The organism is Bradyrhizobium sp. BR2003, assembly GCF_009720285.1.
Taxonomy (GTDB): domain Bacteria; phylum Pseudomonadota; class Alphaproteobacteria; order Rhizobiales; family Xanthobacteraceae; genus Bradyrhizobium; species Bradyrhizobium elkanii.
In genome coordinates, this window is the sequence record NZ_SMYJ01000026.1 from 252,336 (window position 1) to 274,843 (window position 22,508).

General features: G+C 66.6%; 16 protein-coding genes and 1 pseudogene. All 17 read right to left on the reverse strand.

Features of this window, described 5'->3' with window-relative positions:
• Positions 1-95: 95 nt before the first annotated feature.
• The 17 genes and pseudogenes from recN to E2I15_RS20295 all read right to left on the reverse strand — a co-directional run bounded on the left by recN (position 96) and on the right by E2I15_RS20295 (position 22,497).
• Positions 96-1,769 carry a DNA repair protein RecN gene (gene recN / locus E2I15_RS20220; protein WP_137484042.1) on the reverse strand — a complete coding sequence of 558 codons (1,674 nt, stop codon included), beginning with the start codon at positions 1,767-1,769 and terminating at the stop codon, positions 96-98.
• Between the two features lie 13 nt (positions 1,770-1,782).
• Complete coding sequence (locus E2I15_RS20225) at positions 1,783-2,691, reverse strand: outer membrane protein assembly factor BamD (RefSeq protein ID WP_422109896.1); 909 nt, start codon at positions 2,689-2,691, stop codon at positions 1,783-1,785.
• Between the two features lie 245 nt (positions 2,692-2,936).
• A complete protein-coding gene (gene lpxC / locus E2I15_RS20230) occupies positions 2,937-3,899 on the reverse strand; it encodes a UDP-3-O-acyl-N-acetylglucosamine deacetylase (RefSeq protein ID WP_137484044.1) in 963 nt (320 codons plus the stop codon).
• Between the two features lie 350 nt (positions 3,900-4,249).
• Complete coding sequence (gene ftsZ, locus E2I15_RS20235; protein WP_155262470.1) at positions 4,250-6,040, reverse strand: cell division protein FtsZ; 1,791 nt, start codon at positions 6,038-6,040, stop codon at positions 4,250-4,252.
• Between the two features lie 89 nt (positions 6,041-6,129).
• Positions 6,130-7,446, reverse strand: a complete 1,317-nt coding sequence (gene ftsA / locus E2I15_RS20240; RefSeq protein ID WP_028332543.1) for a cell division protein FtsA — start codon at positions 7,444-7,446, stop codon at positions 6,130-6,132.
• Positions 7,443-8,453: a cell division protein FtsQ/DivIB gene (locus E2I15_RS20245; protein ID WP_137480614.1), complete on the reverse strand. Its 1,011-nt coding sequence runs from the start codon at positions 8,451-8,453 to the stop codon at positions 7,443-7,445. The genes ftsA and E2I15_RS20245 overlap by 4 nt, the downstream gene beginning before the upstream one ends.
• Positions 8,393-8,717, reverse strand: a pseudogene (locus tag E2I15_RS39275) (D-alanine--D-alanine ligase); the annotation flags it as partial. The pseudogene E2I15_RS39275 and the gene E2I15_RS20245, both read right to left, overlap by 61 nt.
• 68 nt (positions 8,718-8,785) lie before the next feature.
• On the reverse strand, positions 8,786-9,772 hold the full coding sequence (locus E2I15_RS20250; protein ID WP_137480611.1) for a D-alanine--D-alanine ligase family protein: 987 nt from the start codon (positions 9,770-9,772) through the stop codon (positions 8,786-8,788).
• Positions 9,773-9,880: 108 nt separating this feature from the next.
• Positions 9,881-10,801, reverse strand: a complete 921-nt coding sequence (gene murB, locus E2I15_RS20255; protein WP_137480609.1) for a UDP-N-acetylmuramate dehydrogenase — start codon at positions 10,799-10,801, stop codon at positions 9,881-9,883.
• A 265-nt stretch (positions 10,802-11,066) separates the two neighbouring features.
• On the reverse strand, positions 11,067-12,470 hold the full coding sequence (gene murC / locus E2I15_RS20260; protein WP_137480607.1) for a UDP-N-acetylmuramate--L-alanine ligase: 1,404 nt from the start codon (positions 12,468-12,470) through the stop codon (positions 11,067-11,069).
• 119 nt (positions 12,471-12,589) lie between these two features.
• A complete protein-coding gene (gene murG / locus E2I15_RS20265; RefSeq protein ID WP_137480605.1) occupies positions 12,590-13,690 on the reverse strand; it encodes an undecaprenyldiphospho-muramoylpentapeptide beta-N-acetylglucosaminyltransferase in 1,101 nt (366 codons plus the stop codon).
• Positions 13,691-13,725: 35 nt separating this feature from the next.
• The gene (gene ftsW, locus E2I15_RS20270) at positions 13,726-14,877 is read right to left on the reverse strand and encodes a putative lipid II flippase FtsW (protein WP_137480603.1); all 1,152 of its coding nucleotides are present in this window, start codon (positions 14,875-14,877) and stop codon (positions 13,726-13,728) included.
• Positions 14,878-15,172: 295 nt separating this feature from the next.
• Positions 15,173-16,573 carry a UDP-N-acetylmuramoyl-L-alanine--D-glutamate ligase gene (gene murD / locus E2I15_RS20275; RefSeq protein ID WP_137480601.1) on the reverse strand — a complete coding sequence of 467 codons (1,401 nt, stop codon included), beginning with the start codon at positions 16,571-16,573 and terminating at the stop codon, positions 15,173-15,175.
• 112 nt (positions 16,574-16,685) lie between these two features.
• Positions 16,686-17,792, reverse strand: a complete 1,107-nt coding sequence (gene mraY / locus E2I15_RS20280) for a phospho-N-acetylmuramoyl-pentapeptide-transferase (RefSeq protein WP_016846578.1) — start codon at positions 17,790-17,792, stop codon at positions 16,686-16,688.
• Between the two features lie 10 nt (positions 17,793-17,802).
• Complete coding sequence (locus E2I15_RS20285; RefSeq protein ID WP_137480599.1) at positions 17,803-19,236, reverse strand: UDP-N-acetylmuramoylalanyl-D-glutamyl-2,6-diaminopimelate--D-alanyl-D-alanine ligase; 1,434 nt, start codon at positions 19,234-19,236, stop codon at positions 17,803-17,805.
• Positions 19,233-20,690 (reverse strand): UDP-N-acetylmuramoyl-L-alanyl-D-glutamate--2,6-diaminopimelate ligase, encoded by a 1,458-nt coding sequence (locus tag E2I15_RS20290; RefSeq protein ID WP_137480597.1) that lies wholly within the window; start codon positions 20,688-20,690, stop codon positions 19,233-19,235. Before E2I15_RS20290 ends, E2I15_RS20285 begins: the two co-directional genes overlap by 4 nt.
• Positions 20,691-20,739: 49 nt before the next feature.
• On the reverse strand, positions 20,740-22,497 hold the full coding sequence (locus E2I15_RS20295; protein WP_050385389.1) for a peptidoglycan D,D-transpeptidase FtsI family protein: 1,758 nt from the start codon (positions 22,495-22,497) through the stop codon (positions 20,740-20,742).
• Positions 22,498-22,508 lie beyond the last annotated feature (11 nt).

The window sequence follows — 22,508 nt, forward strand, 5'->3', positions numbered from 1 at the left end:
GCAGCGATGAACCCGGAATCTCGAGATTCTCAGGTGCGCAATTGCGCACCATAGTTCGATGCTTCGCATCGCCCCGGAATGACGAGGGGGAGAGATTATGCCGTCGCCGCCCGGAGCAGGCGTTCCGCGGCCGCCCTCGCCTCCGCGGTGATCTCGGCGCCGGCCAGCATGCGCGCGATCTCTTCGCGGCGGTGGTCGGCGGCGAGCGCGTTGACGCGGGTGGCGACCCGCTTGCCCTTGTCGAGCGCGTCCTTGGAGATCAGGAGATGCTGGCTGGCGCGGGCCGCGACCTGCGGCGCGTGCGTCACCGCCATCACCTGCACCTTGCCGGCAAGGCGCGCCAGCCGCGAGCCGATCGCATCGGCCACCGCGCCACCGACGCCGGTGTCGATTTCGTCGAACACCAAGGTCGGCGCCGAGCCGCGATCGGCCAGCACGACCTTCAGCGCCAGCAGGAAGCGCGACAGCTCGCCGCCGGAAGCGACCTTCATCATCGGCCCCGGCTTGGTGCCCGGATTGGTCTGCACCCAGAACTCGACACGGTCGATGCCCTGCGGCCCCGGCGCGGCCGCGTTGCTCTCGACCTGGGTCATGAACTTCGCGCGCTCGAGCTTGAGCGGCGCAAGCTCGGCGCTGACGGCCTTGTTGAGCTTCTCGGCGGCCTTGGTGCGCGCCGCCGACAGTTTGGCAGCAGCCGCCGCATAGCGCTTGTCGGCTTCACCGGCGGCCGCTTCCAGCTTCTTCAGCTGGTCGGCGCCGGCATCGATCAGCGCGACGTCGCCGGCGTATTGCATCGCCAGCGCAGCCAGCAGATCGACCGGCGTCGAATATTTACGCGAGGCGGCGCGCAGCGCGAACAGCCGCTCCTCGATGCGCTCCAGCTCGACCGGATCGAAATCGGTCGCCGCCAGCGCGGCGTTGAGATGCTGGTCGGCCTCCTCCAGCGCGTTGATCGCAATATCGATCGCCTTGACCGCGGGCTCGATCAGCGCAGGCGCATTGGCGGCGCGCCGCTCCAGCCGCCGGACCGCGGCCGACAGCGACGCCACCGGCGAATGCGAGCCGCCAATCGCCTCCTGCGCCTCGCGCAGATCGGTTGCGATCTTCTCGCCCTGCATCATGGTGGTGCGGCGACCCGCGAGCTCGGTTTCCTCGCCCTCCTTCGGCGCCAGCGTCTTCAATTCCTGCGAGGCATGGCGCAGATAGTCCGCCTCGCGCGCGGCGCGCTCCATGCCGGCGCGATGCTCGTCGAGATCAGCATTGGCGGTCCGCCTGACATCCCACAGCGCTTCCAGCGCCGCGACGTCCTTCTCGTGTCCGGCGAAGGCATCGAGCAGCTGGCGATGGGTGGAGGCGTCGACCAGCGCGCGCTCGTCATGCTGGCCGTGGATCTCGACCAGCGCGGCACCGACCGCCTTCAGGGTCTGCACGCTGATCGCCTGATCGTTGATGAAGGCGCGGGTGCGGCCGTCGGCGAGCTGCACGCGGCGCAGGATCATCTCACCGGTGTCGTCGAGGCCGTTCTCGGCCAGGATCCCGGCCGCCGGATGCCCCTTCGGGACATCGAACATGGCGGTGACCTGCCCCTGTTCGGCGCCGTGGCGCACCAGTCCGGCATCGCCGCGGCCGCCGAGCGCCAGCGCAAAGGCATCGAGCAGGATGGATTTGCCTGCGCCGGTTTCGCCGGTCAACACCGCGAGGCCACGGGAAAATTCGATATCGAGCCGTTCGATCAGGACGATGTCACGGATCGACAGACGCGCCAGCATGCGAGGACAATTCCTAGCCGAGACCTATCTTCTTGAAGGTCCTGCTGATCCAGGAACCCTGATTCTCGCTCGGCTCGAGACCGCCGGACTTTACTAGATTATATGCGTCCTTGTACCAGCGGCTGTCTGGAAAATTGTGGCCGAGCACCGCGGCCGCGGTCTGCGCCTCGCCGACGATGCCGATCGCCATGTAGGCCTCGGTGAGGCGGAAGAGCGCCTCCTCGACGTGGCGCGTGGTCTGGTACTGTGTGACCACGGTCTTGAAGCGGTTGATCGCGGCGGTGAAGTCGCGCTTGCCCATGTAATAGCGCCCGACCGCCATTTCCTTGCCGGCGAGTTGGTCGCGCGCAGCCTGAATCTTGGACTTGGCCTGGGTGGCGTATTCCGAGGTCGGATATTTGCGGACCACCTCTTCGAGCGCCGCGATCGCCTTCTCGGTGCGGCTCTGGTCGCGCGAGATGTCCGGGATCTGGTCGAAATGCGATGCCGCGATCAGATACTGGGCGTAGGACGCGTCCGGGCTGCCAGGATGCAGCGTGACGTAGCGGGTGGCAGAGCCGATGCAGCTGTCGTAGTCGCCCGCCTGGTAGAACGAATAGGCCGACATCAACAGCGACTTGCGCGCCCAGTCGGAATAGGGATGCTGACGGTCGACTTCCTCGAACTTCTTCGAGGCGGCCTTCAGGTCCTTCTTCTCGTTCATCATGTACAAGCCCTCATTGTAGAGCTTGTCCGCGGGCTCATCGACGAACGTGTCGTCCTTGGCCATGAACTTGTCCCACAGCGCGCCGGTGCCGCAGCCGCTGAGCGGCATGGCCAGCACAATCAGGCCCGCCGCAAAACGCAGCGTGCGCCCGGCCTTGGTCAGGCCGGAGACGTCAGAAGAATTGCGTGATTCGAGCGCCATACGCATTGCCGACATGAATTGTAAAACCTGACGCCTTTGATGCGGTTAACGGCGACCCCACTCCACCCATGAACCGCGGTCATGGATGCAATATTTCCAGTGCCATTGGCCGCCGTTACTCGCAACCGCAGGCCTGCTTAGCCGAAAAATGACCGTGGACCAACCGAATACGGAGCCATTCCGCCGGGAATAAGGCGACCCGACGAAGCTCACAGCCTGCTGTGGTTATTACGGAAATTGGACCCGACCGCCTGCGGCGATCAGGACACGTCCGGGCCGTAGGCCGGGGCGACGAGGCCGCCCACGGTGCCTGCACCGGCTTCGACATGGCCACGGAGCGGCCGCCGAGCGGTGTCCGATTCGACCACCCGCCAGGCGCTGCGGTCGGCGAGCAGCGCCTTCAGCACCGCGTTGTTGAGCTTGTGGCCGCCCCGTACCGAACGGTAGCTGCCGAGCATCGGCAGGCCGGCCAGCGCCAGATCGCCGATCACGTCGAGCACCTTGTGGCGGGCGCATTCGTCGGCGTAGCGCAAGCCCTCGGCGTTGAGCAGACGGGCCTCGTCGAACACCACGGTGTTGTCGAAGGACGCACCGAGCGCGAAGCCTGCACCCCACAGCCGCGCCACGTCGCTCATGCAGCCGAACGTGCGGGCGCGCGCGACCTCGCGGCGGAAACCTTCCGGCGACAGATCGAAGGAGAAGGTCTGGCGGCCAATCACCTGGTTGGTGAAATCGATCTCGACTTCGGTGCGGAACCCGCCCGCGAACGGACGCAGCTCGCCAACCGATTCGCCGATCCTGACTTGCACCGGCTTCAAGACCTGGATGAAGCGGCGGACGCCGGGCTGGGTCACGATGCCGGCCTGATCGATGGCCGCGACGAACGCTGCAGCGCTGCCGTCCATGATCGGAACTTCGGCGCCATCGATTTCGATGGTGGCGTTGTCGACGCCCATGCCGCGCAGCGCCGCGAGCACGTGCTCGGCGGTCGAAACCAGCGGCCCTTCGCGGTCACCCAGCACCGTCGCGAACTCGGTCGCGATCACCGCATCGGCGGTGGCCACGACTTCGCGGTCGGAACCGTCGAGACCGGTGCGGACAAAAATAAAACCCGCATCAACAGGTGCAGGTCCCAAGGTGAGACTGACAGGAAGACCGGAATGAACGCCTACGCCAGTCACGGTGGCTTGCGACCGAAGCGTTGTTTGACGGCTGAACTTCATTCGATAATGCCCACTACCCGACTTCACTCAATTCAAGTGGCCAAACTTCCCCAAGGCCGACTCGCTTGAGCTCCCCAAGTCACGGCAGACCATAGTGATTGCCCTAAACTGCGCCAACTCACGCTTGTTTACCGATTGTTACCCCACCTCTGCCGCATTCGCGCCCAAGGTTAACCAAATTGCGGCAGCGAAAACGGCCCTCGGCAAGCCGCCATCTGACCACCGAAAGAATAATTAATCATTTAAAATCAGTTGCTTGTTTGTCCGGCGCAATCGCCTGCCCGCGCCAAGGAAAAGGCCCCGGCGGTTCGCCGCCGAGGCCTTCTTCGTCGCCAATGTTGTAACAAACTTCAGTTTGCCTGCCGCCGCAGGAAGGCCGGGATATCAAGATGGTCGTCGCCCTGTGGCGCCGGGGCAACAGGTGCTTGGCGGCCATGAGCGTCCAGACCCTGCGGCGCAGGGCGCTTTGCATATTCGGATACCGGCGATTCGTTCGCCGAGATCTGCTGGGCGACGCTGCGGGCCGGCTTGCGCTCGGGCAGCGGCGGCATCGTCGGCATGGCCGGACCGGAGGCACGGGCCGCGATCGGCGGCTCGGTCTCTTCGTCGCGGCGGCCGAGGCCGACATTGGCCAGCCGCTGCAGCAGCGACAGCCGGGTCTTCTGCGGGTGCTCCGCCTCGCCGTCACCGCTGGCCTGGCGGATTTCGGCCTGCGCCGGCATCGGCAGATCCTCGAACTTCGGCATCCGCGGAGCACGGACCGGCGACCGTTCCGCCGCTTGGGGGATGAAGGTCTCGGGCGGCATCGGCTCATGCTGCTCGGCCCGGGCGGCCTCGTGGTCCGGGAACAGCGAGGGCTTCTGGGCAATCGGCCGCACGGTGACGTCACCGTAGGAGGCCGGCTGCATCGGCGCCTGGGCAGCCGGCGCGCTGTCGGGAGCAACCGCGGCGGCGATCGCCGCGAGCGCAGCGCGTTCGACGGCCGGACGCTGCTGCGCCGCGGCGGCAGCCGCGATCGGAGCGACCGTCACGCCGGTCGGCGGTTCCAGCTTCTGGGCACGCTCGGCCATGCGCTGATTGTCGGCACGCAGGCGGGCGGTCAGATCGGCCAGCCGGCTCTCGGGCGAGCCGCCCGACTGCTGCGCGGCGGGAGCCTGGGCGCGGGAGGCGATGGCGGCCTGCTCGATACCGGTTGCGACCACCGAGACGCGAATGACGCCGTCGAGCGATTCGTCGAAGGTGGCGCCGACGATGATGTTGGCGTCGGCGTCGACCTCCTCGCGGATGCGGGTGGCGGCTTCGTCGACCTCGAACAGGGTCAGGTCCTTGCCGCCCGTGATCGAGATCAGGAGGCCGCGGGCGCCCTTCATCGAGCTGTCGTCGATCAGCGGGTTGGCGATCGCGGCTTCCGCGGCGGTCAGCGCGCGCTTCTCGCCGGTGGCTTCGCCGGTGCCCATCATCGCCTTGCCCATTTCACGCATCACGGCGCGGACGTCGGCGAAGTCGAGGTTGATCAGGCCTTCCTTGACCATCAGGTCGGTGATGCAGGCGACGCCCGAGTACAGCACCTGGTCGGCCATCGCGAAGGCGTCGGCGAAGGTGGTCTTCTCGTTGGCGACCCGGAACAGGTTCTGGTTCGGAATGATCAGCAGCGTGTCGACCACCTTGTGCAGCTCGGCGATGCCGTGCTCGGCGGTGCGCATGCGGCGCTGACCCTCGAAGTGGAACGGCTTGGTCACCACGCCGACGGTGAGGATTCCCATCTCGCGCGCGGCCTTGGCGATCACGGGTGCAGCCCCGGTGCCGGTGCCGCCGCCCATGCCGGCGGTGACGAACACCATGTTGGCGCCGGTGAGGTGATCGCGCAGCTCGTCCATCACCTCCTGCGCGGCCGCAGCGCCGACGTCGGGCTGCGAACCGGCGCCGAGGCCCTGGGTGACCTGGGTGCCCATCTGCACGATGCGCTGCGCCTTCGACATGGTCAGCGCCTGCGCGTCGGTGTTGGCGACGACGAAGTCGACGCCCTGCAACCCGGCGGTGATCATGTTGTTGACGGCATTACCACCCGCGCCGCCGACGCCGAAGACGGTGATCCGCGGTTTCAGCTCGCTGATGTCAGGGGGTGTCAGATTGAGTGCCATGGTTGCCTCTCTCGATTATGCGCGCGTTGGTTCGTCCCGGCCGCTGGCCGCCGGAGCTGGTGAAAATGCTGTGAGCCGGGGTGCGGTCATCAGAAGCCCTCGCGAAGCCATCGTCCGACCTTTCCGAAGTAACCGTCTGTCCCTGTCCTGAGCTGCCGCGTGCGCCGCGGTTCGACATGTTCAAGATGTGCGTATTGCGGATAGACCAGGAGGCCCGTGGGCACCGAGAACGAGGCGCCCTTCGCCTCGTTCGGCAGCCGGCCGAAGCCGAGCGGACGGCCGATGCGGACCTGACGGTTCAGGATGCGGGTCGCAAGCTCGACGGTGCCGGTGAGCTGCGAGGCGCCGCCGCTCAACACGACACGCGCCCTCGGCTCTGCCGCAAAGGGGGAATCCGCGAGCCGGTCACGGACCATTTCGAAAATCTCCTCGGCGCGATGCCGGACAATGTTCGCAATCGTGGCGCGGGACACGATTTGCGGTGTCTCCCGATCATCGCCTGCAGTGGGAACGGACATCAGCTCGCGCGAGTCCGAACCGCCGGTCAGCACCGTGCCGTATAAGGTCTTGATTCGCTCGGCATCCGCAATGCACGCGCCGATGCCGCGCGCAAGATCCATCGTGATGTGTTGCCCGCCGAGCGCGAATCCTGATGCGTGCACGAGACGTCCGCCGGAGTATGTCGCGATAGTGGTCGATCCCGCGCCCATCTCGACGACGGCAGCGCCGAGATCGGCCTCGTCATCGGTCAGCACCGAGAGGCCCGCGACATACGGGCTCGACGCCATGGCTTCGACGTTGAGATGGCAGCGCTCGACCACCAGCATCAGGTTCTTGGCGACCGTCGCGTCCGACGTCACCACGTTCATGTCGACGCCGAACTGTCGCGCCACCATGCCTCTCGGATCGCGGATGCCCTTGACGCCGTCGAGCGCGTAGCCGACCGGCAGCGCGTGCAGCACGGTGCGGCCGGCGCCGGCGGCGTGGCGCATGCCGGCGGAGGTGACGCGGCTGATATCGTCCGAGGTGACCGAGCCGCCGCGGATATCGGCCGCGGCTTCGACCAGCTGGCCATGCTGCCGGCCGCCGGAGACCGACAGCAGGACGGATTCGACACGGACCTTGGCCATGCGCTCGGCCAGCGCCACCGCGTGGCGCACCGCCTTCTCGCATTCGGCGAGATCGACGACGGAGCCGGCCTTGACGCCGCGCGACTGGATCTGGCTGTAGCCGATCAATTCGACCGCGTGGGTGCGGCCGCGCAGCGCCTCGTTCGGCGGCGACGGCCGCAGCCGCGCGATCATGCAGGCGATCTTGCTGGAGCCGACATCGAGCGAAGCCACCATCGCGGTGCGCTTCTGCATCGGGCGGGTCTTCGGGGTCAAATTGCGATCGAGGCCGGTCATGCGGAGTCACCGGCCTTCTTCTTGGACTTCTTGTCCTTGAGCAGTTCGTCGCGCGCCTTGCCGGCATCCTCGGACAATTGCACGATCAACCGATCGGGCAGGCGCATGTCGACGGCGACAATGTCGCGCGAGAACAGCTTCTCGTCCTTGTCGAGCCTGGAGAGTGCAGCGAGCGCGTTGCCGACGTCGTTCTCCGGCAGGCGGACGTCGAGACCGTCCTTGAGGCGCAGGTTCCAGCGCCGCTCGCCGACGAAGATCGCGGCCTTGGTCACCGAACGGACCTGCGGGTAACGGTCGAGCAGCGCCAGGAAGTCGTGGGCTCTGACATCGGCGCCCTTCCCCACCACCAGCGGCAGGTTGAGGAAGCGGCGCGAGACGTAGGGCTCGAGCACCGCGCCGTCGGAGGCGATCACCGACAGGCGGCCGTTCTGCTGCCACAGCGCGAAGGCGGTGCGTTCGACGATGTCGATCTGCAGCCGGCCCGGATAGAGCTTGAGGATCGTGGCATCCGCGATCCAGGGATTGGCCTTCAGCTTGGCGCGCACGGTGTCGGCGTCGAGGAACAGCAGCGAGGAGCGGCCGTTGACGCCGCCGATCGCGAGCACCTCGTCCTGGCTCAGCTGCTTGCGGCCGTTGATGCCGACGGTGGTGATGCGGAAGCCGGCGGTGTTGGCGAGCGCGTTGCGGGTGTCGCTGAGCGCGGTGGTGAATTCCTCGACATGGCCGCCTTTGACGATGCCGAGGCCAAGGCTGCCGAACAGGATCGCGAGCGTCGCGACCAGCCCGATGCGGCGCGGCAGATAGCGTTCGACCATCAGGATGTAGCGGTTCGGCGGCTCGCGATCGATGATGACTTGCGGCCGCTTGGGGGGACGCCGGCGACGACGTGCGAGATGGGCGCCGACATACTCGCGCAGCAGCACCGCCGCTCCAATAGCGGCTGCTCTCAGGTCAGCTTGAGGCCCCAGCGATCGCAGCGATCGGGTGAGGCGTCCTGCACCATCCATTGCACGAGCTCGTCACATGTTGTGCCCGCAAACCCCGCGGGTCCCGGCACAAATCACGTCTCGGCTAGACCGGTGGGATTAGAGTGGCCCCCTGTTCCCTGGTTGCGATCCTCGAAGCGGTAATCCGCGACAGCTCACGCCCCGGCAGCCAAGCGCTACATGCGCCGCCAGCGTTAACCTTCGGGCTTCCTGGTAAACAAACGGTAAATGACTTCGGCCTGGAGCGTGTTTTGACCAACGCTCTGAGTACTTTGCCGCGAACTCGTTAGCATTTTAGCAACAGCGCCCGGGTTCCATCCGGCCGACCAAGCGGGTTCCCGCCCGGCCGGGCATTAACTTCGGACGCGGCGGCGGGCCAGCTCGATCTGGTCGTTGAGGAAGTCGGCAAAGGCGATGCCCTGTGCTTTCAAGGCCTTAGGGTACAGTGATGCCGCGGTGAGTCCCGGCAGGGTGTTGGTCTCGAGGTAGACCGGGCCATTGGCCGAGACGATGAAATCGCTGCGCGAGTAGCCGGTGCAGGACAGCGCGCGGTGCGCCCGCAGCGCATGGTCCATGATCGCGGCGCTGACCTCGGGCGCGAAACGCCCGGGACAGATCTCCTGGGTAGACTTCAAAAGGTATTTGGCTGTGTAGTCGAAGGTTCCCTCCCCCGGCACGATCTCGATCGGCGGCAGCGCGAACACGGAGCCGTCGGACTGCTCGAGCACGCCGCAGGTCGCCTCCACGCCCGACACGAACGGCTCGATCAGATACTCTTCATGCTTCGCGGCATTGCGGACCGCGACGAGATCCTGCTTCGCGTTGACGAAGATCAGCCCGTAGCTCGATCCGTCCTTGGCGGGTTTTGCAATCAGTCTGCCGTGTTTCGCGAAGGCCTCGTCGATCTGCTCGACAGTGATGCCCTGCGGCGCGTTGAGGCCTGCGATCGCGGCGAAGCGCTTCGCCGACGGCTTGTCGAACGCCAGATGCGACGACGCCGAGCCGGAACCGGTGAACGCGACGCCGCGCAGCTCGCACATCGCCTGCAATTCGCCATTCTCGGCACGGCCGCCGTGCAAACCGAACACCAGCACACGCTGCTCGGCGCTCGCCTTGTCGAGCGCCTGATCGAGTGCCATGCCGCGACCGTCGGGTTTGAAGTCGACCTCGAAAGGCCGCGTGTGGCCGAGCAGTTTTTCCGACGTCACCGCGTGCACGGTGTCGTCGACATCCCAGAACCAGAGGTCCGCGTCGGGCAGGGCGCGGTGCAGCGCCTGTGTGCTTGCCACCGAGACCAGCCGCTCCTTGTTGGTGCCGCCGAACAGAATGGTCACCTGCATCTTCTTTGCCTGTCTTCGCTGCTTCCGTCGTTCCGGGATGGTCCGAAGGACCAGATCCAGACTTTCGAGATTCCGGGTTCGATGCCGCGCATCGCCCCGGAACGACGACTACGATGAATTTCCGATCCGCTTGATTTCCCAGTGTAACTCAATTCCGCTGCTCTGCCTGACCCGTTCGCGCACCGTCTCGCCGAGCGTCTCGATGTCGTGCCCGGTGGCGTTACCGGTGTTGATCAGAAAATTGCAGTGCATCTCCGACACCTGCGCGCCGCCGACCTTGAGGCCGCGGCAGCCGGCGGCGTCGATCAGCTTCCAGGCGCTGTTGCCGGGCGGATTCTTGAAGGTCGAGCCGCCGGTCTTCTCGCGGATCGGCTGCGCGGTCTCGCGATGGGTCTGCACCTCGTTCATGCGGACGCGGATCGCCGCGGCATCGGTGATCCTGCCGCGGAAGCGCGCCGAGGTGAAGACGATGGACGGATCGACGCCGCTGTTGCGGTAGACGAACTTCATGTCGGCATTGTCGAACGTATGCTTCGTGCCGTCGCGGCCGATGCCGGTGGCCTCGATCAGCACGTCCTTGGTCTCGCCGCCATTGGCGCCGGCATTCATGCGTAGCGCGCCGCCGACCGTGCCGGGAATGCCGAAGAAGAATTCCATGCCGCCGATGTCCGCCGCCGCAGCCGTCTCGGCGACGCGCTTGTCGAGCGCCGCAGCACCGGCGGTGACGACATCGCCGGCCGCGCTGGTCTCTCCGAAGGCGCGCGGCGCGAGCCGGATCACGACGCCGGGCATGCCGCCATCGCGCACGATCAGATTGGAGCCGACGCCGACGACATAGACCGGCAGTTCCGGCGGCAGGCGCTTCAGGAAATAGGCGAGGTCATCTTCATCGGCCGGCGTGAACAACACCTGCGCCGGCCCGCCGACGCGAAACCAGGTCAGCTCCGCCAGCCGTTGGTTCGCCAGTAGCCGCCCGCGCAGCTCCGGCATCACAGCTTTCAGGTCCGGCGTGATGTCTGGGAAGGTCATGATGCGTTGATCGATGCTGAATTGAGATCGTGGCGTGCCAGTTTCTGCGCCGACGCCCGGAGCTTACCCCTTTCCCCAACCCTCCCCTGCAAGGGGGGAGGGAGTCTGATCAGCGTGCTCACCTCACGTAACGTCACAACCGCGCTCTGACTTCTCGCTTGAGTCAGGGAGGCACCGGCGAATGGGTTCCCTCCCCCCTTGCGGGGGAGGGTTAGGGAGAGGGGTGAGCCGCACGGGCGGTGCTCGTGATTGGCAACGAACATCATCACCCCAGCGCCTTCAATTCGCCGGGCAGCGCGTAGGCCCATTGCGTGATGTTGCCGGCGCCGAGGCAGACGACGAGGTCACCGGGCTTGGCAAGGCCGTGCACGATCTTCGCGAGCTCGCCCGCGTTCGGCAGCGGGACAACGTTGCGATGGCCGTGGGCGCGCAGGCCGGCGGCGAAATGATCGCGGTCGATGCCGGCGATCGGCGCTTCGCCGGCCGCATAGACCTCGGCCACCACGACCGCATCGGCATCGTTGAAGCAGGTGCAGAATTCCTCGAACAAGGATTGCAGGCGGGTGTAGCGATGCGGCTGCACCACGGCGACGATCTTGCCGGTGACAGATTCCCGCGCCGCCTTCAGCACCGCTGCGATCTCGACCGGATGATGACCGTAATCGTCGATCACGGTGATGCCGTTGGTCTCGCCGGTCTTGGTGAAGCGCCGCTTGACGCCGCCGAAGCCGGACATGGCCTGGCGGATGACGTCGTCGGACACGCCGAGCTGGTGCGCGACCGCGATCGCCGCCGTCGCATTCGATGCGTTGTGGCGCCCCGGCATCGGCAGCATGATATCGGCGATCTCGTGGACCGCGCCGGACTTGCGATCGCGGATCGCGACCGAGAATTTCGAGCCGCCGCCCATCGGCGTCAGATCCTTGAGCTGCGCATCGGCCTGCGGGTTCTGGCCGTAGGTGATGATGCGGCGGTCTTCGATCTTGCCGACGAGAGTCTGCACCACGGGGTGATCGGTGCACATCACGGCAAAGCCGTAGAACGGGACGTTCTCGACGAAATTGCGGAACGCGTCCTGAATCGCCTCGAAGGTCTTGAAGTGATCGAGATGCTCGGGGTCGATATTGGTCACGATGACGACATCGGACGGCAGCTTCAGGAAGGTGCCGTCGCTCTCGTCGGCTTCGACCACCATCCAGTCGCCGGCCCCGAGCCGCGCGTTGGAGCCGTAGGCATTGATGATGCCGCCATTGATCACGGTCGGATCGAGCCCGCCGGCATCGAGCAGGGTCGCCACCATCGTCGTCGTGGTGGTCTTGCCATGGGTGCCGGCGATCGCGACGCAGCTCTTCAGCCGCATCAGTTCCGCCAGCATCTCGGCGCGCCGCACCACCGGAATGCGCCGTGCGCGGGCCGCCATCAGCTCGGGATTGTCGCGCTTGATCGCGGTCGAGACCACGACGACATCGGCACCGTCGACATTCTCGGCGGCGTGGCCGACCGAGACCTTGGCGCCCTTCTTGCGCAAGCGGTCGAGGTTGTAATTGTCCGAAGCATCGGAACCCTGCACGGTGTAGCCGAGATTGATCAGCACCTCGGCAATGCCGCTCATGCCGATGCCGCCGATCCCGACGAAGTGAATGGGTCCGATCTCGCGCGGCAGTCTCATGACGATAGCACCTTCATCGTGTCCGGCCTCATCCGGGGATTCACCGACTTATGAAAGACTGACATGGCCGGGACAAGCCCGGCTATGACGCCTCATGGCCTAAAATTCCTCGCAACGGCCTAAATTCCAGCCACTTTCGCAACCAGATCGGCCAGCCGCTCGGCGGCATCGAGCCGGCCGACGCCGCGCGCCGACGCCGCCATCGCGGTCAGTTTCGCGGGCTCGGCGGCGAAGGCCGAAATTTCAGCGGCCAGCCGCTCGGGCGTGAAGTCGCTCTGCGCGATGCGCAGCGCGCCGTTCGCCTGCGACAGCACGCCGGCATTGGCGAACTGGTCCTGATCGATCGCGCCCGGCAGCGGCACCAGGATCGAGGGCCGGCCGATCGCGGCGAGCTCGGCGACGGTCCCCGCGCCGGAGCGCGAGATCACGAGCTGGCTCGAGGCGAGGCGCGCCGGCAGGTCGGCGAAGAACGGCGCGAGCTCGGCGTTGATCTCGAGCCGGTCGTAGACCGCGCGCACCCGATTCATGTCCTCTTCGCGCACCTGCTGGGTGATGATCAGGCGGCTCCACAGCGCGGGCGCGAGCTGCCCGATCGCCGGCGGCACGATATCGCTCATCACCCGCGCGCCCTGGCTGCCGCCGACGACAAGCAGGCGCAGCGGCCCGTTCGTCTCGGGTGCCGTGTATTTCACCGCAGCGGCGGCGAGGATCGCCGGACGCATCGGCGTGCCGACGGTGGTCGCCTTGCCCGCGAGCGCGGGATCGCGATCGAGCACGCCGGGCAGCGAGGTCGCGATCGCGTTGACGCGGCCGGAGAGAAAACGGTTGGCGCGGCCGAGCACCGCATTGGCGTCATGGATGATGCCGGGCACGCCGAGCAGCCGCGCCGCCATCAGCGGCGGCAAGGTCGGGTAGCCGCCGAAGCCGACCACGGCCGCGGGCTTCAGCCGGCGCACCAGATTGGCGGCGACCAGCGTGCCGTAGCCGAGCATCAGCGCGGTCCGCGCCAGCGAGATCGGCTTGCGGCTGCGCACGGTCGCGCTCGGCACGAGGTCGATGCTCTCCCGGCCGAACAGGCCGGAATAGCGCAGCGCGCGGCCGTCGGTGGCGAGCCGGACCCGCAGGCCACGCCTGATCAATTCCACGGCGAGCGCTTCGGCCGGGAACAGATGGCCGCCGGTTCCACCGGCCGCCAGCAGAATCAGGGGCGCGTTGTCCATGGTCTCCAGATAACCGACACGACCGTCACAGTCACCTACGCGTAGGCGCGCTGAGCGCTGGCGCCTTCCATCGATTCGATTTCGGTGCGCGGCCGCTGCCGCGTCAGCGCCAGCATCATGCCGACGCCATAGGCAAGCGACACGAACGAGGAGCCGCCGTAGGAGATGAACGGCAGCGTCATGCCCTTGGCGGGGATCAGTTGCAGATTGACCGCCATGTTGATCGTCGCCTGCACGCCGAACAGGATCGCCAGCCCCGACGCCGCAAAGCGCGAGAACATGTCCTCGGTGGCATAGGCGCGAGTCAGCGTGCGGATCACGATGAAACCGAACAGCGCGACCAGCATCAAGCAGAGGATGATGCCGAACTCTTCCGCCGCGACCGCGAACACGAAGTCGGTGTGGCTGTCCGGCAGGCTGCGCTTGGCGATGCCCTCGCCCGGCCCCAGGCCGAACCAGCCGCCGTTCCAGAACGCCTCCATAGCGGTGTCGACCTGGAAGGTGTCGCCGGAGGCGGGGTTCATGAAGCGCTTGATGCGGCCGGCGACGTGCGGCACCAGGAGATAGGCGCCGAACAGGCCCGCGCCCGCCGCGCCGGCGAGCCCGAACACCCAGATCATCCGCATGCCCGCGATGAAGAACAGCGCGCCCCAGACGGTGAGGATCAGCATGGTCTGTCCGAAGTCGGGCTCCATCACCAGAAGCGTGACCAGCGTCAGCAACAGCACCAGCGCCATCGAGGTCGCCGGCATCTCCGGCCGCTTGGTCGATTCCGCGAACAGCCAGGCCGCGACGATGACGAAGGAGGGTTTTGCGGCTTCCGAGGCCTGGATGTTGACGCCGAGCAGCGTGATCCAGCGCCGCGAGCCCTTGAGCTCGGGTCCGATCAGCAGCGTCAGCACGATCAGCGCGATCGAGACCGCGAACACGATCAGCGCGGTGCGCCGGATCTGCCGCGGCGTCATGAACGAGACGCCGATCAGCACCATCAGCGACGGCACCAGGAACATGACGTGGCGGTTGAAGAAGTGGAACGGATCGAGCCCGATCCGGGTCGCCACCGGCGGACTCGCCGCCAGCGACAGGATGACGCCGGCCAGCATCAACGCCGCGATCGCGACAAGCAGCAGCTTGTCGACGGTCCACCACCAGTCCGAGAACGGGGTGCGTTGGTCACGGGCGAGCATGGGCGTCCCCAGATGGCAGAGATAACGTCCATTCGTGGCGCAGGATGGTTTCCAAGGGGTTAACGGGACGGGTAACTTTTGAGGGAGGTGGGTCTGGGAGCTCGCGGCGCATGCAGGCGCCTCACACACAATCGTCGTCCTGGCGAAAAGCCAGGACGACGATGAGGATGGTTCTCGCTTCAAGACGTCAAACAACGCAGCTGCGTAGGGTGGGTTAGCGCAGCGTAATCCACCACTCAACTCGCGGCACCAAACGGTGGATTACGTTGACGCCAATCCGCCCTACACTGCCTCGTCATACCACCGGCCTGACGCCAGGCAGCGCCTGGACGATGTCGCGGAAAGCCGCGCCGCGGATTTCGAAATTGCGGTACTGGTCGAACGAGGCGCAGGCCGGCGACAGCAGCACGACGGCTTCCGCGAGCCCCGACGCCTCGGCATCGCGCGCGGCGCTGGCGATCGCGACGTCGAGCGTGCCCGACATCTCATGCGGGACGCGGTCGCCGAGCGTGCCGGAGAATTCGGCCGCCGCCTCGCCGATCAGATAGGCCTTGCGGATGCGCGGGAAATATTCGGACAGACTGGTGATGCCGCCGGCCTTCGGCTTGCCGCCGGCGATCCAGTAGATGTCGGCGAACGACGACAGCGCATGCGCGGCCGCATCCGCGTTGGTGCCCTTGGAGTCGTTGACGAACAGCACGTTGCCGCGGCGGCCGACCTGCTCCATGCGATGGGCGAGACCCGGGAAGCTGCGCAGGCCGTTCTGCAGCACGTCGGTCGCGATTCCCATCGCGAGCGCGCAGGCCGAGGCGCAGGCGGCGTTCTGCGCATTGTGCAGGCCGCGCAGCGAGCCGATGCCCCCCAACCGCGCGATCTCGCTGCGCGCCGCGCCAGATGCGCGCAGGATGGTCTCGTGCTCGACATAGAGACCGTCGGGCAGCGGGTTCCTCACCGAGATGCGGACTACGCGCTTGCCGGCGCGATCGAGCCGATCGGCGATGTTGCGGCACCAGCCATCGTCAACGCCGACGATCGACGTGCCGCCCTGCTGCACGCCGGCGACCAGCCGCTCCTTGACCGCAGCGTAATGCTCGAGCGTGCCGTGGCGATCGATGTGATCCTCGCTGATGTTGATCAGGATGCCGACCGACGGATCGAGCGACGGGGCGAGGTCGATCTGGTAGGACGACATCTCGATCACGTGGACACGCCCCATGCGCGGCGGCTCCAGCGACAGGATCGCGGTGCCGATATTGCCGCCCATCTGGGTATCGTAGCCGCCGACCTTCATCAGATGCGCGATCAGCGCGGTGGTGGTCGATTTGCCGTTGGTGCCGGTGATGGCGACGAACGGTGCGTTCGGCGCGTGACGGCGCCGCTCGCGGCAGAACAATTCGACGTCGCCGATCACCTCGACACCCGCCTCGCGCGCCTTCAGCACGCTCCAGTGCGGTGCCGGATGGGTCAGCGGCGCGCCGGGGGTCAGGATCAGCGCGGCGAAATTCGTCCACGACACGGTGCGCAGATCAGCGGTGGTGAAGCCGGCCTGTGCCGCCTTGGCGACGTTGTCGGCATTGTCGTCGGCCGCGATCACCTCCGCGCCGCCGGCCTTCAGCGCCTGGCAGCTCGCGAGCCCGGAGCCGCCGAGCCCGAACACCGCGACCGTCTTGCCCGAGAAGGAGGTGACCGGGATCATGATGTGACTTCCGTCGTTCCGGGGCTCGCGCAGCGAGAACCCGGAACCTCGAGATTCCGGGTTCGACGCTGACGCGTCGCGCCGGAATGAGGGTTGAAGGGCTTGCTCATCATCAGCGCAACTTCAGCGTCGACAGGCCGGCGAGCGCCAGCATCACCGAGATGATCCAGAACCGGATCACGATCTGCGGCTCGGTCCAGCCCTTCTGCTCGAAATGATGGTGCAGCGGCGCCATCCGGAACACGCGCTTGCCGGTGAGCTTGAACGAGGTGACCTGGACGATGACCGAGACCGCCTCCAGCACGAACAGGCCGCCGATCACGGCGAGCACGATCTCGTGCTTCACCGCAACGGCCGTCGCGCCGAGCATGCCGCCGAGCGCCAGCGAGCCGGTGTCGCCCATGAAGATCGAGGCCGGCGGCGCGTTGAACCAGAGGAAGCCGAGGCCCGCGCCAAGCACCGCGCCGCACAGCACCGCCAGTTCGCCGGTGCCGGCGACGTAATTGATCTGCAGGTAATCCGAGAACACCGCGTTGCCGGTCAGGTACGAGATCATGCCGAAGCTTGCCGCGGCAATCATCACGGGCACGATCGCAAGACCGTCGAGACCGTCGGTGAGATTGACCGCATTGCCGGCGCCGACCATCACGAAGGCGCCGAAGATCACGAAGAACCAGCCGAAATTGATCACGAGGTCCTTGAAGAAGGGAATCACGAGCGAGGTCGAGGACACGTCGCGCCCGAGCCGGACCAGCGCGTAGGTGGCGGCGAGCCCGATCGCCGCCTCGATCAGCAGGCGGAGCTTGCCGGCGAAGCCGCTGTGCGACTGCTTGGTGACCTTCAAATAATCGTCATAGAAGCCGACGAAGCCGAAGCCGAGCGTCACCGCCAGCACGATCCAGACATAGGGATTGAGCGGATTGGCCCAGAGCAGCGTCGACACCACGAGCCCGGACAGGATCATGAGCCCGCCCATGGTGGGCGTGCCTTTCTTGGAGATCAGATGCGACTGCGGACCATCGGTGCGGATCGGCTGGCCCTTGCCCTGCCGCAGCCGCAGATGATCGATGATCCAAGGCCCGAACAGAAACACGAACAGCGCACCGGTCACCATCGCGCCGCCGGTGCGGAAGGTGATGTAGCGGAACACGTTCAGGGCGCTGCGGAATGCCCCAAACCCCGGAACGGTGTTGGACAATTCGATCAACCAGTAGAACATTCAAGGAGTCCTATACCGCTTCTTCGTGCGCGGCCTTGTCGGGGAAGCGTTTTTCCAGCGCGCTGACAATGAGCTTCATCTTCGATCCCAGCGAGCCCTTCACCATGATCACGTCACCGGCACGGACCGCGGCGACCGCCTGCGCTTCGAGCGCCGCCGAGCTCTCGGCATAGCCTCCCCGCTTGCCGGTGGAAAGGGCATCCCACAGATTCCGCATCAGCGGACCACAACAATATACGAGGTCGATGCGGTTGGCGGTCACGGCCTCGTTGAGGCCGCGGTGCAGTTCGGGCCCGGTCGGCCCGAGTTCGAGCATGTCGCCGAGCACGGCGATGCGCCGGCCTTGCGGCCCGGTCTGGGCCTGGCCGAGCACGTTGAGCGCGGCGCCCATCGAGGCCGGGTTGGCGTTGTAGCTCTCGTCGATCAGCATCGCCTCGCCATGGCCGACCTCGAGGGTGCGGCGGAAGCCGCGGCCGGTCGGCGCCTCGAGCTGCGACAGCGACAGCGCCGCGCGCGCGATATCGGCGCCGAGCAGCGAAGCACCGGCGAGCACCGCGAGCGAGTTCATCGCCATGTGCCGGCCGGGCATGCCGATCTTGTAGGTGATGTCATGATCCAGAATATCGGCATGCACCGCCGAGCAGGTCGCGTGCAGCGACAGGTCGAGCAGCCGCGCCTCGGCGCGCTTGTGGGTGCCGAACGAGACGATGCGCGAGATGCCGGCCTGCTTGGCCTGCTTTTGCAGCCGTGCGAATTGTCCGTTGTCGCGGTTGAGCACGACCGCGCCATTGGGCTCGAGCCCTGCGAAGATCTCCGCCTTGGCGTCGGCGATCGCCTCGATGCCGGCGAAGAATTCCAGATGCACCGGCTCGATCGTGGTGATGATTGCGACGTGCGGGCGCACCATCTTCACCAGCGGCGTGATCTCGCCGGCATGGTTCATGCCGATCTCGAACACCGCAAAGCGGGTGCTGGCCGGGCAGCGCGCCAGCGACAGCGGCACGCCCCAATGATTGTTAAACGACGCCACCGACGCATGGGTCTCGCCCTGCGCCGACAGCACGCGGCGCAGCGCCTCTTTCGTCGAAGTCTTGCCGACCGAGCCGGTCACCGCGATGATCTGCGCGTTGAGCCGCGCGCGCGAGGCATGGGCGAGCTCGACGAGGCCGGCGAGCACGTCGTCGACCACCAGCAGCGGCGCATCAGTGGGAAACTTTGCGCGCTGCGCGGTCTCGACCACCGCGAGCCCGGCGCCGGCCTTCAGCGCCGCCTCGACAAAGGCATGGCCGTCATGGACGTCGCCCTTGATCGCGAAATACGCCTCGCCCGGCGCGATGGTGCGGCTGTCGATCGAGAGACCGGTGATACCGTCCGGCAGCGTGCCTTGCGTGGCGGCGCGCATCGCCGTCGCCATCGCATCCGAGGTCCACAACATCGTGCTCATGCGCCCTCCGCAGCCAGTGCACTGGCGACCGCTTCATGGTCGCTGAACGGCAGCGTCGTGTTGCCGACGATCTGCCCGACCTCGTGGCCCTTGCCGGCGACGACCAGCGCATCGCCCGGCGCGAGGCCGGCAATGCCGGCGCGGATCGCCGCGGCACGGTCGCCGATCTCGCGCGCGCCCTTCGCCGTCGCCATGATCGCGGCGCGGATCGCCTCCGGCTTCTCGCTGCGCGGATTGTCGTCGGTGACGATGACCTGATCGGCATTCTCGGCCGCGATCGCGCCCATGATCGGACGCTTGCCGGCGTCGCGGTCGCCGCCGGCGCCGAAGATCACTACGAGCTTGCGCTTGGCATAGGGCCGCAGCGCCTGCAGCGCCTTGGCGAGCGCGTCGGGCTTGTGGGCGTAGTCGACGAAGATCGGCGCGCCATTGTGCTCGCCGACGAATTCCAGCCGGCCCTTGGCGCCTTCGAGATGTTCGAGGCAGCCGAACACGTCGGCGGCGGCGCTGCCGGTGCCGATCGCAAGCCCGGCCGCGACCAGCGCATTCTCGATCTGGAATTCGCCGACCAGCGGCAGCCGGATCGCGTGCTTGCGCCCGCGGTGCTCGATCAGGAGCCTTTGGGCAAAGCCTTCGATGGCGGCATCGAGGAGCTTGATGCCATCGCCTGCATCGGCGTTGCGCCCGACCGCGATGATGCGCAGGCCGCGCGTGCGCGCCGTATCGATCACCTCGGCCGAACAGTCATGGTCGGCCGAGATCACCGCGGCGCCGCCCGGCGCGACCAGATCGCGGAACAGCCGGAGTTTTGCGTTGAGGTAATGCGCGACATCGGGATGATAATCCATATGGTCGCGCGACAGATTGGTGAAGCCGCCGGCGGCGATGCGCACGCCGTCGAGACGATACTGGTCGAGGCCGTGCGAGGACGCCTCGAACGCCAGATGCGTGACGCCGTCGCTCGCGATCTCGTCGAGCTGGCGATGCAGCGCGATCGGATCCGGCGTGGTCAGCGAGCCGTAGACCGTGCGCTTGTCCGAGACGAGGCCGATGGTGCCGATGCTGGCGGAGGAATGACCGAGCCGCTGCCAGATCTGGCGCGTGAACGCTGCGACCGAGGTTTTGCCGCTGGTGCCGGTCACCGCCGCGATCGTCGCCGGCTGGCGGGAAAAGAATTTGGCCGCGGCGAGCGCCAGCGCGCGGCGCGGATTCGGCGTGATGACGAAGGGGGCGCGAGCGTGACCTTGCGGCAGATGGTCGCTGGCGATCGCGACCGCGCCGGCGGCGATCGCCGCATCGACGAAGCGCGCGCCGTCGGTCCTGCTGCCGGCCAGCGCGAAGAACAGGTCGCCCGGCTTCACCGCCCGGCTGTCGACCGCAAGCCCTCCGACGACGACGGTGTCGGCACTTGGATCGATCGTGGCATCGGCGTCGAAGAGGTCGCGAAGTCTCATGATCTTCCAGTCTGGCCGGCGCTGTTCTGGCACCGCGTGAGTATACGCCTTACTGGGTTGTTCTGGATGCCGCAAGAATAAGGCGGTCGGACGGCGGCAGGTCGAATCGCGGTTCAACGCCCAAAAGCGGCGCAATTCGGGCGATCACATTGCCGCCGGTCGGCACCGCATTCCAACCCGAGGTGATGAACCCGTAGGTCTCCTTCAGGGGCTGCGGCTCGTCGAGCATGATCAGAAGCTGGTATTTCGGATTGTCGGCGGGCAGGATCGCGGTGAAGGCGTTGAGCACGCGCTTCTTGGCGTAGCGGCCGTTGATCACCTTCTCCGCGGTGCCGGTCTTGCCGCCGATATAGTAGCCCTTGACGTCGGCCTTCTTCGCGGTGCCGATCTCGGCATTGAGCCGCATCAGATAGCGCATCTTGTCCGAGGTCTCCGGCTTGATGACGCGCTTGGCGAGCGCCATCGCCTCCTGCTCGGTGCGCTTCAGGAAGGTCGGCGGAATCAGGTAGCCGCCATTGACCAGTGCGTCGATGCCCATCACAGCCTGCAGCGGCGCCACCGCGATGCCGTGACCGAACGAGATGGTGACGGTGTTCAGTTCGCCCCACTTCTTCGGCACGATCGGCGAGGCGCTCTCCGGCAGTTCGGTGCGCAGCCGCTCGAGCTGCCCCATCTTGCGCAGGAATGCCTTGTGCGCGTCGACACCCATCGCCAGCGCGATGCGCCCGGCGCCGATGTTGGAGGAATAGTAGAACACCTCCTTCATGTTGATCATGCGGCCCATGTTGTGATCGTCATGGATCGCGAACTTGCCGTAGTGCAGCGGGCCGCGCGCATCCCACATCGAATTGAGGTCGAACCGGCCGCTATCCAGCGCCATCGCCAGCGTGAACGCCTTGAAGGTCGAGCCCATCTCGTAGACGCCGGTGGTCAGGCGGTTGATGCGATCGGGATCGTGCGCCTCCTTCGGATTGTTCGGATCGAAATCCGGCAGCGACACCATCGCCACGATCTCGCCGGTGCGCACGTTGGAGACGAGCCCGGAGGCGGCCTTGGCCTTGAACTTCTCTTTCGCCTTGAGCAATTCGTCGCGCAGCGCGTGCTCGACGCGCAGGTCGACCGACAGCTCCACCGGTTTCTGCAGCCGGTCGGTGGCGAAGCCCGCGCGATGCAGATCGGCCAGACCGTTGCTGTCGAGCCACTTCTCCATGCCGGCGATGCCCTGGTTGTCGATGTTGACCAGGCCGATCAGGTGGGCGACCTCGTTGCCGGTCGGATAGACGCGCTTGTTCTCGCGCAGGAAGCCGACGCCGGGAAGGCCGAGGCGATGGATGTCGCTCTGCTGCTTCGGCGTGATCTCGCGCTTCAGCCAGACGAAGCCCTTGCGCGACGACAGGCGGTCGCGCACCTCGCTGGTGTCGAGATCGGGCAAGGCGCCGGTCAAGAGCTCGATCGCCTCGTCCTTGTCGATGAGGCGGCGCGGCTCGGCGAACAGGCTCGGCGCCTTGACGTCGGTGGCGAGGATTTCGCCGTTGCGGTCGGTGATGTCGGGCCTCGCGGTCGCGATGGCGTCCTGCGAGGCGGTGCGGCGCGCGCCATGGCTGTCGGCGCCGACGGCGAACAGCACCAGCCTCCCCGCGAGCACACAATAGACCGCGGCGAAGGCGAGGATGGCGAGGCCAACGCGCGCGCGCGCCTTGGCGGCGCGGTCGACATTGCTGCCATACAGCAGCGTGCGGATCAGCCGCTGGTTCCAGGGCTCGGCGGGCTTCACGGCCGGCGTGTTGGCGGGTGCCGGATCGGTCATGGCTGGTCCCG

Bases quoted from the DNA above. Each gene is read 5' to 3' on its own strand.
- recN (WP_137484042.1), bottom strand. From the start codon at position 1,769: ATGCTGGCGCGTCTGTCGATCCGTGACATCGTCCTGATCGAACGGCTC.
- E2I15_RS20225 (WP_422109896.1), bottom strand. From the start codon at position 2,691: ATGTCGGCAATGCGTATGGCGCTCGAATCACGCAATTCTTCTGACGTC.
- lpxC (WP_137484044.1), bottom strand. From the start codon at position 3,899: ATGAAGTTCAGCCGTCAAACAACGCTTCGGTCGCAAGCCACCGTGACT.
- ftsZ (WP_155262470.1), bottom strand. From the start codon at position 6,040: ATGGCACTCAATCTGACACCCCCTGACATCAGCGAGCTGAAACCGCGG.
- ftsA (WP_028332543.1), bottom strand. From the start codon at position 7,446: ATGACCGGCCTCGATCGCAATTTGACCCCGAAGACCCGCCCGATGCAG.
- E2I15_RS20245 (WP_137480614.1), bottom strand. From the start codon at position 8,453: ATGGATGGTGCAGGACGCCTCACCCGATCGCTGCGATCGCTGGGGCCT.
- E2I15_RS20250 (WP_137480611.1), bottom strand. From the start codon at position 9,772: ATGCAGGTGACCATTCTGTTCGGCGGCACCAACAAGGAGCGGCTGGTC.
- murB (WP_137480609.1), bottom strand. From the start codon at position 10,801: ATGACCTTCCCAGACATCACGCCGGACCTGAAAGCTGTGATGCCGGAG.
- murC (WP_137480607.1), bottom strand. From the start codon at position 12,470: ATGAGACTGCCGCGCGAGATCGGACCCATTCACTTCGTCGGGATCGGC.
- murG (WP_137480605.1), bottom strand. From the start codon at position 13,690: ATGGACAACGCGCCCCTGATTCTGCTGGCGGCCGGTGGAACCGGCGGC.
- ftsW (WP_137480603.1), bottom strand. From the start codon at position 14,877: ATGCTCGCCCGTGACCAACGCACCCCGTTCTCGGACTGGTGGTGGACC.
- murD (WP_137480601.1), bottom strand. From the start codon at position 16,573: ATGATCCCGGTCACCTCCTTCTCGGGCAAGACGGTCGCGGTGTTCGGG.
- mraY (WP_016846578.1), bottom strand. From the start codon at position 17,792: ATGTTCTACTGGTTGATCGAATTGTCCAACACCGTTCCGGGGTTTGGG.
- E2I15_RS20285 (WP_137480599.1), bottom strand. From the start codon at position 19,236: ATGAGCACGATGTTGTGGACCTCGGATGCGATGGCGACGGCGATGCGC.
- E2I15_RS20290 (WP_137480597.1), bottom strand. From the start codon at position 20,690: ATGAGACTTCGCGACCTCTTCGACGCCGATGCCACGATCGATCCAAGT.
- E2I15_RS20295 (WP_050385389.1), bottom strand. From the start codon at position 22,497: ATGACCGATCCGGCACCCGCCAACACGCCGGCCGTGAAGCCCGCCGAG.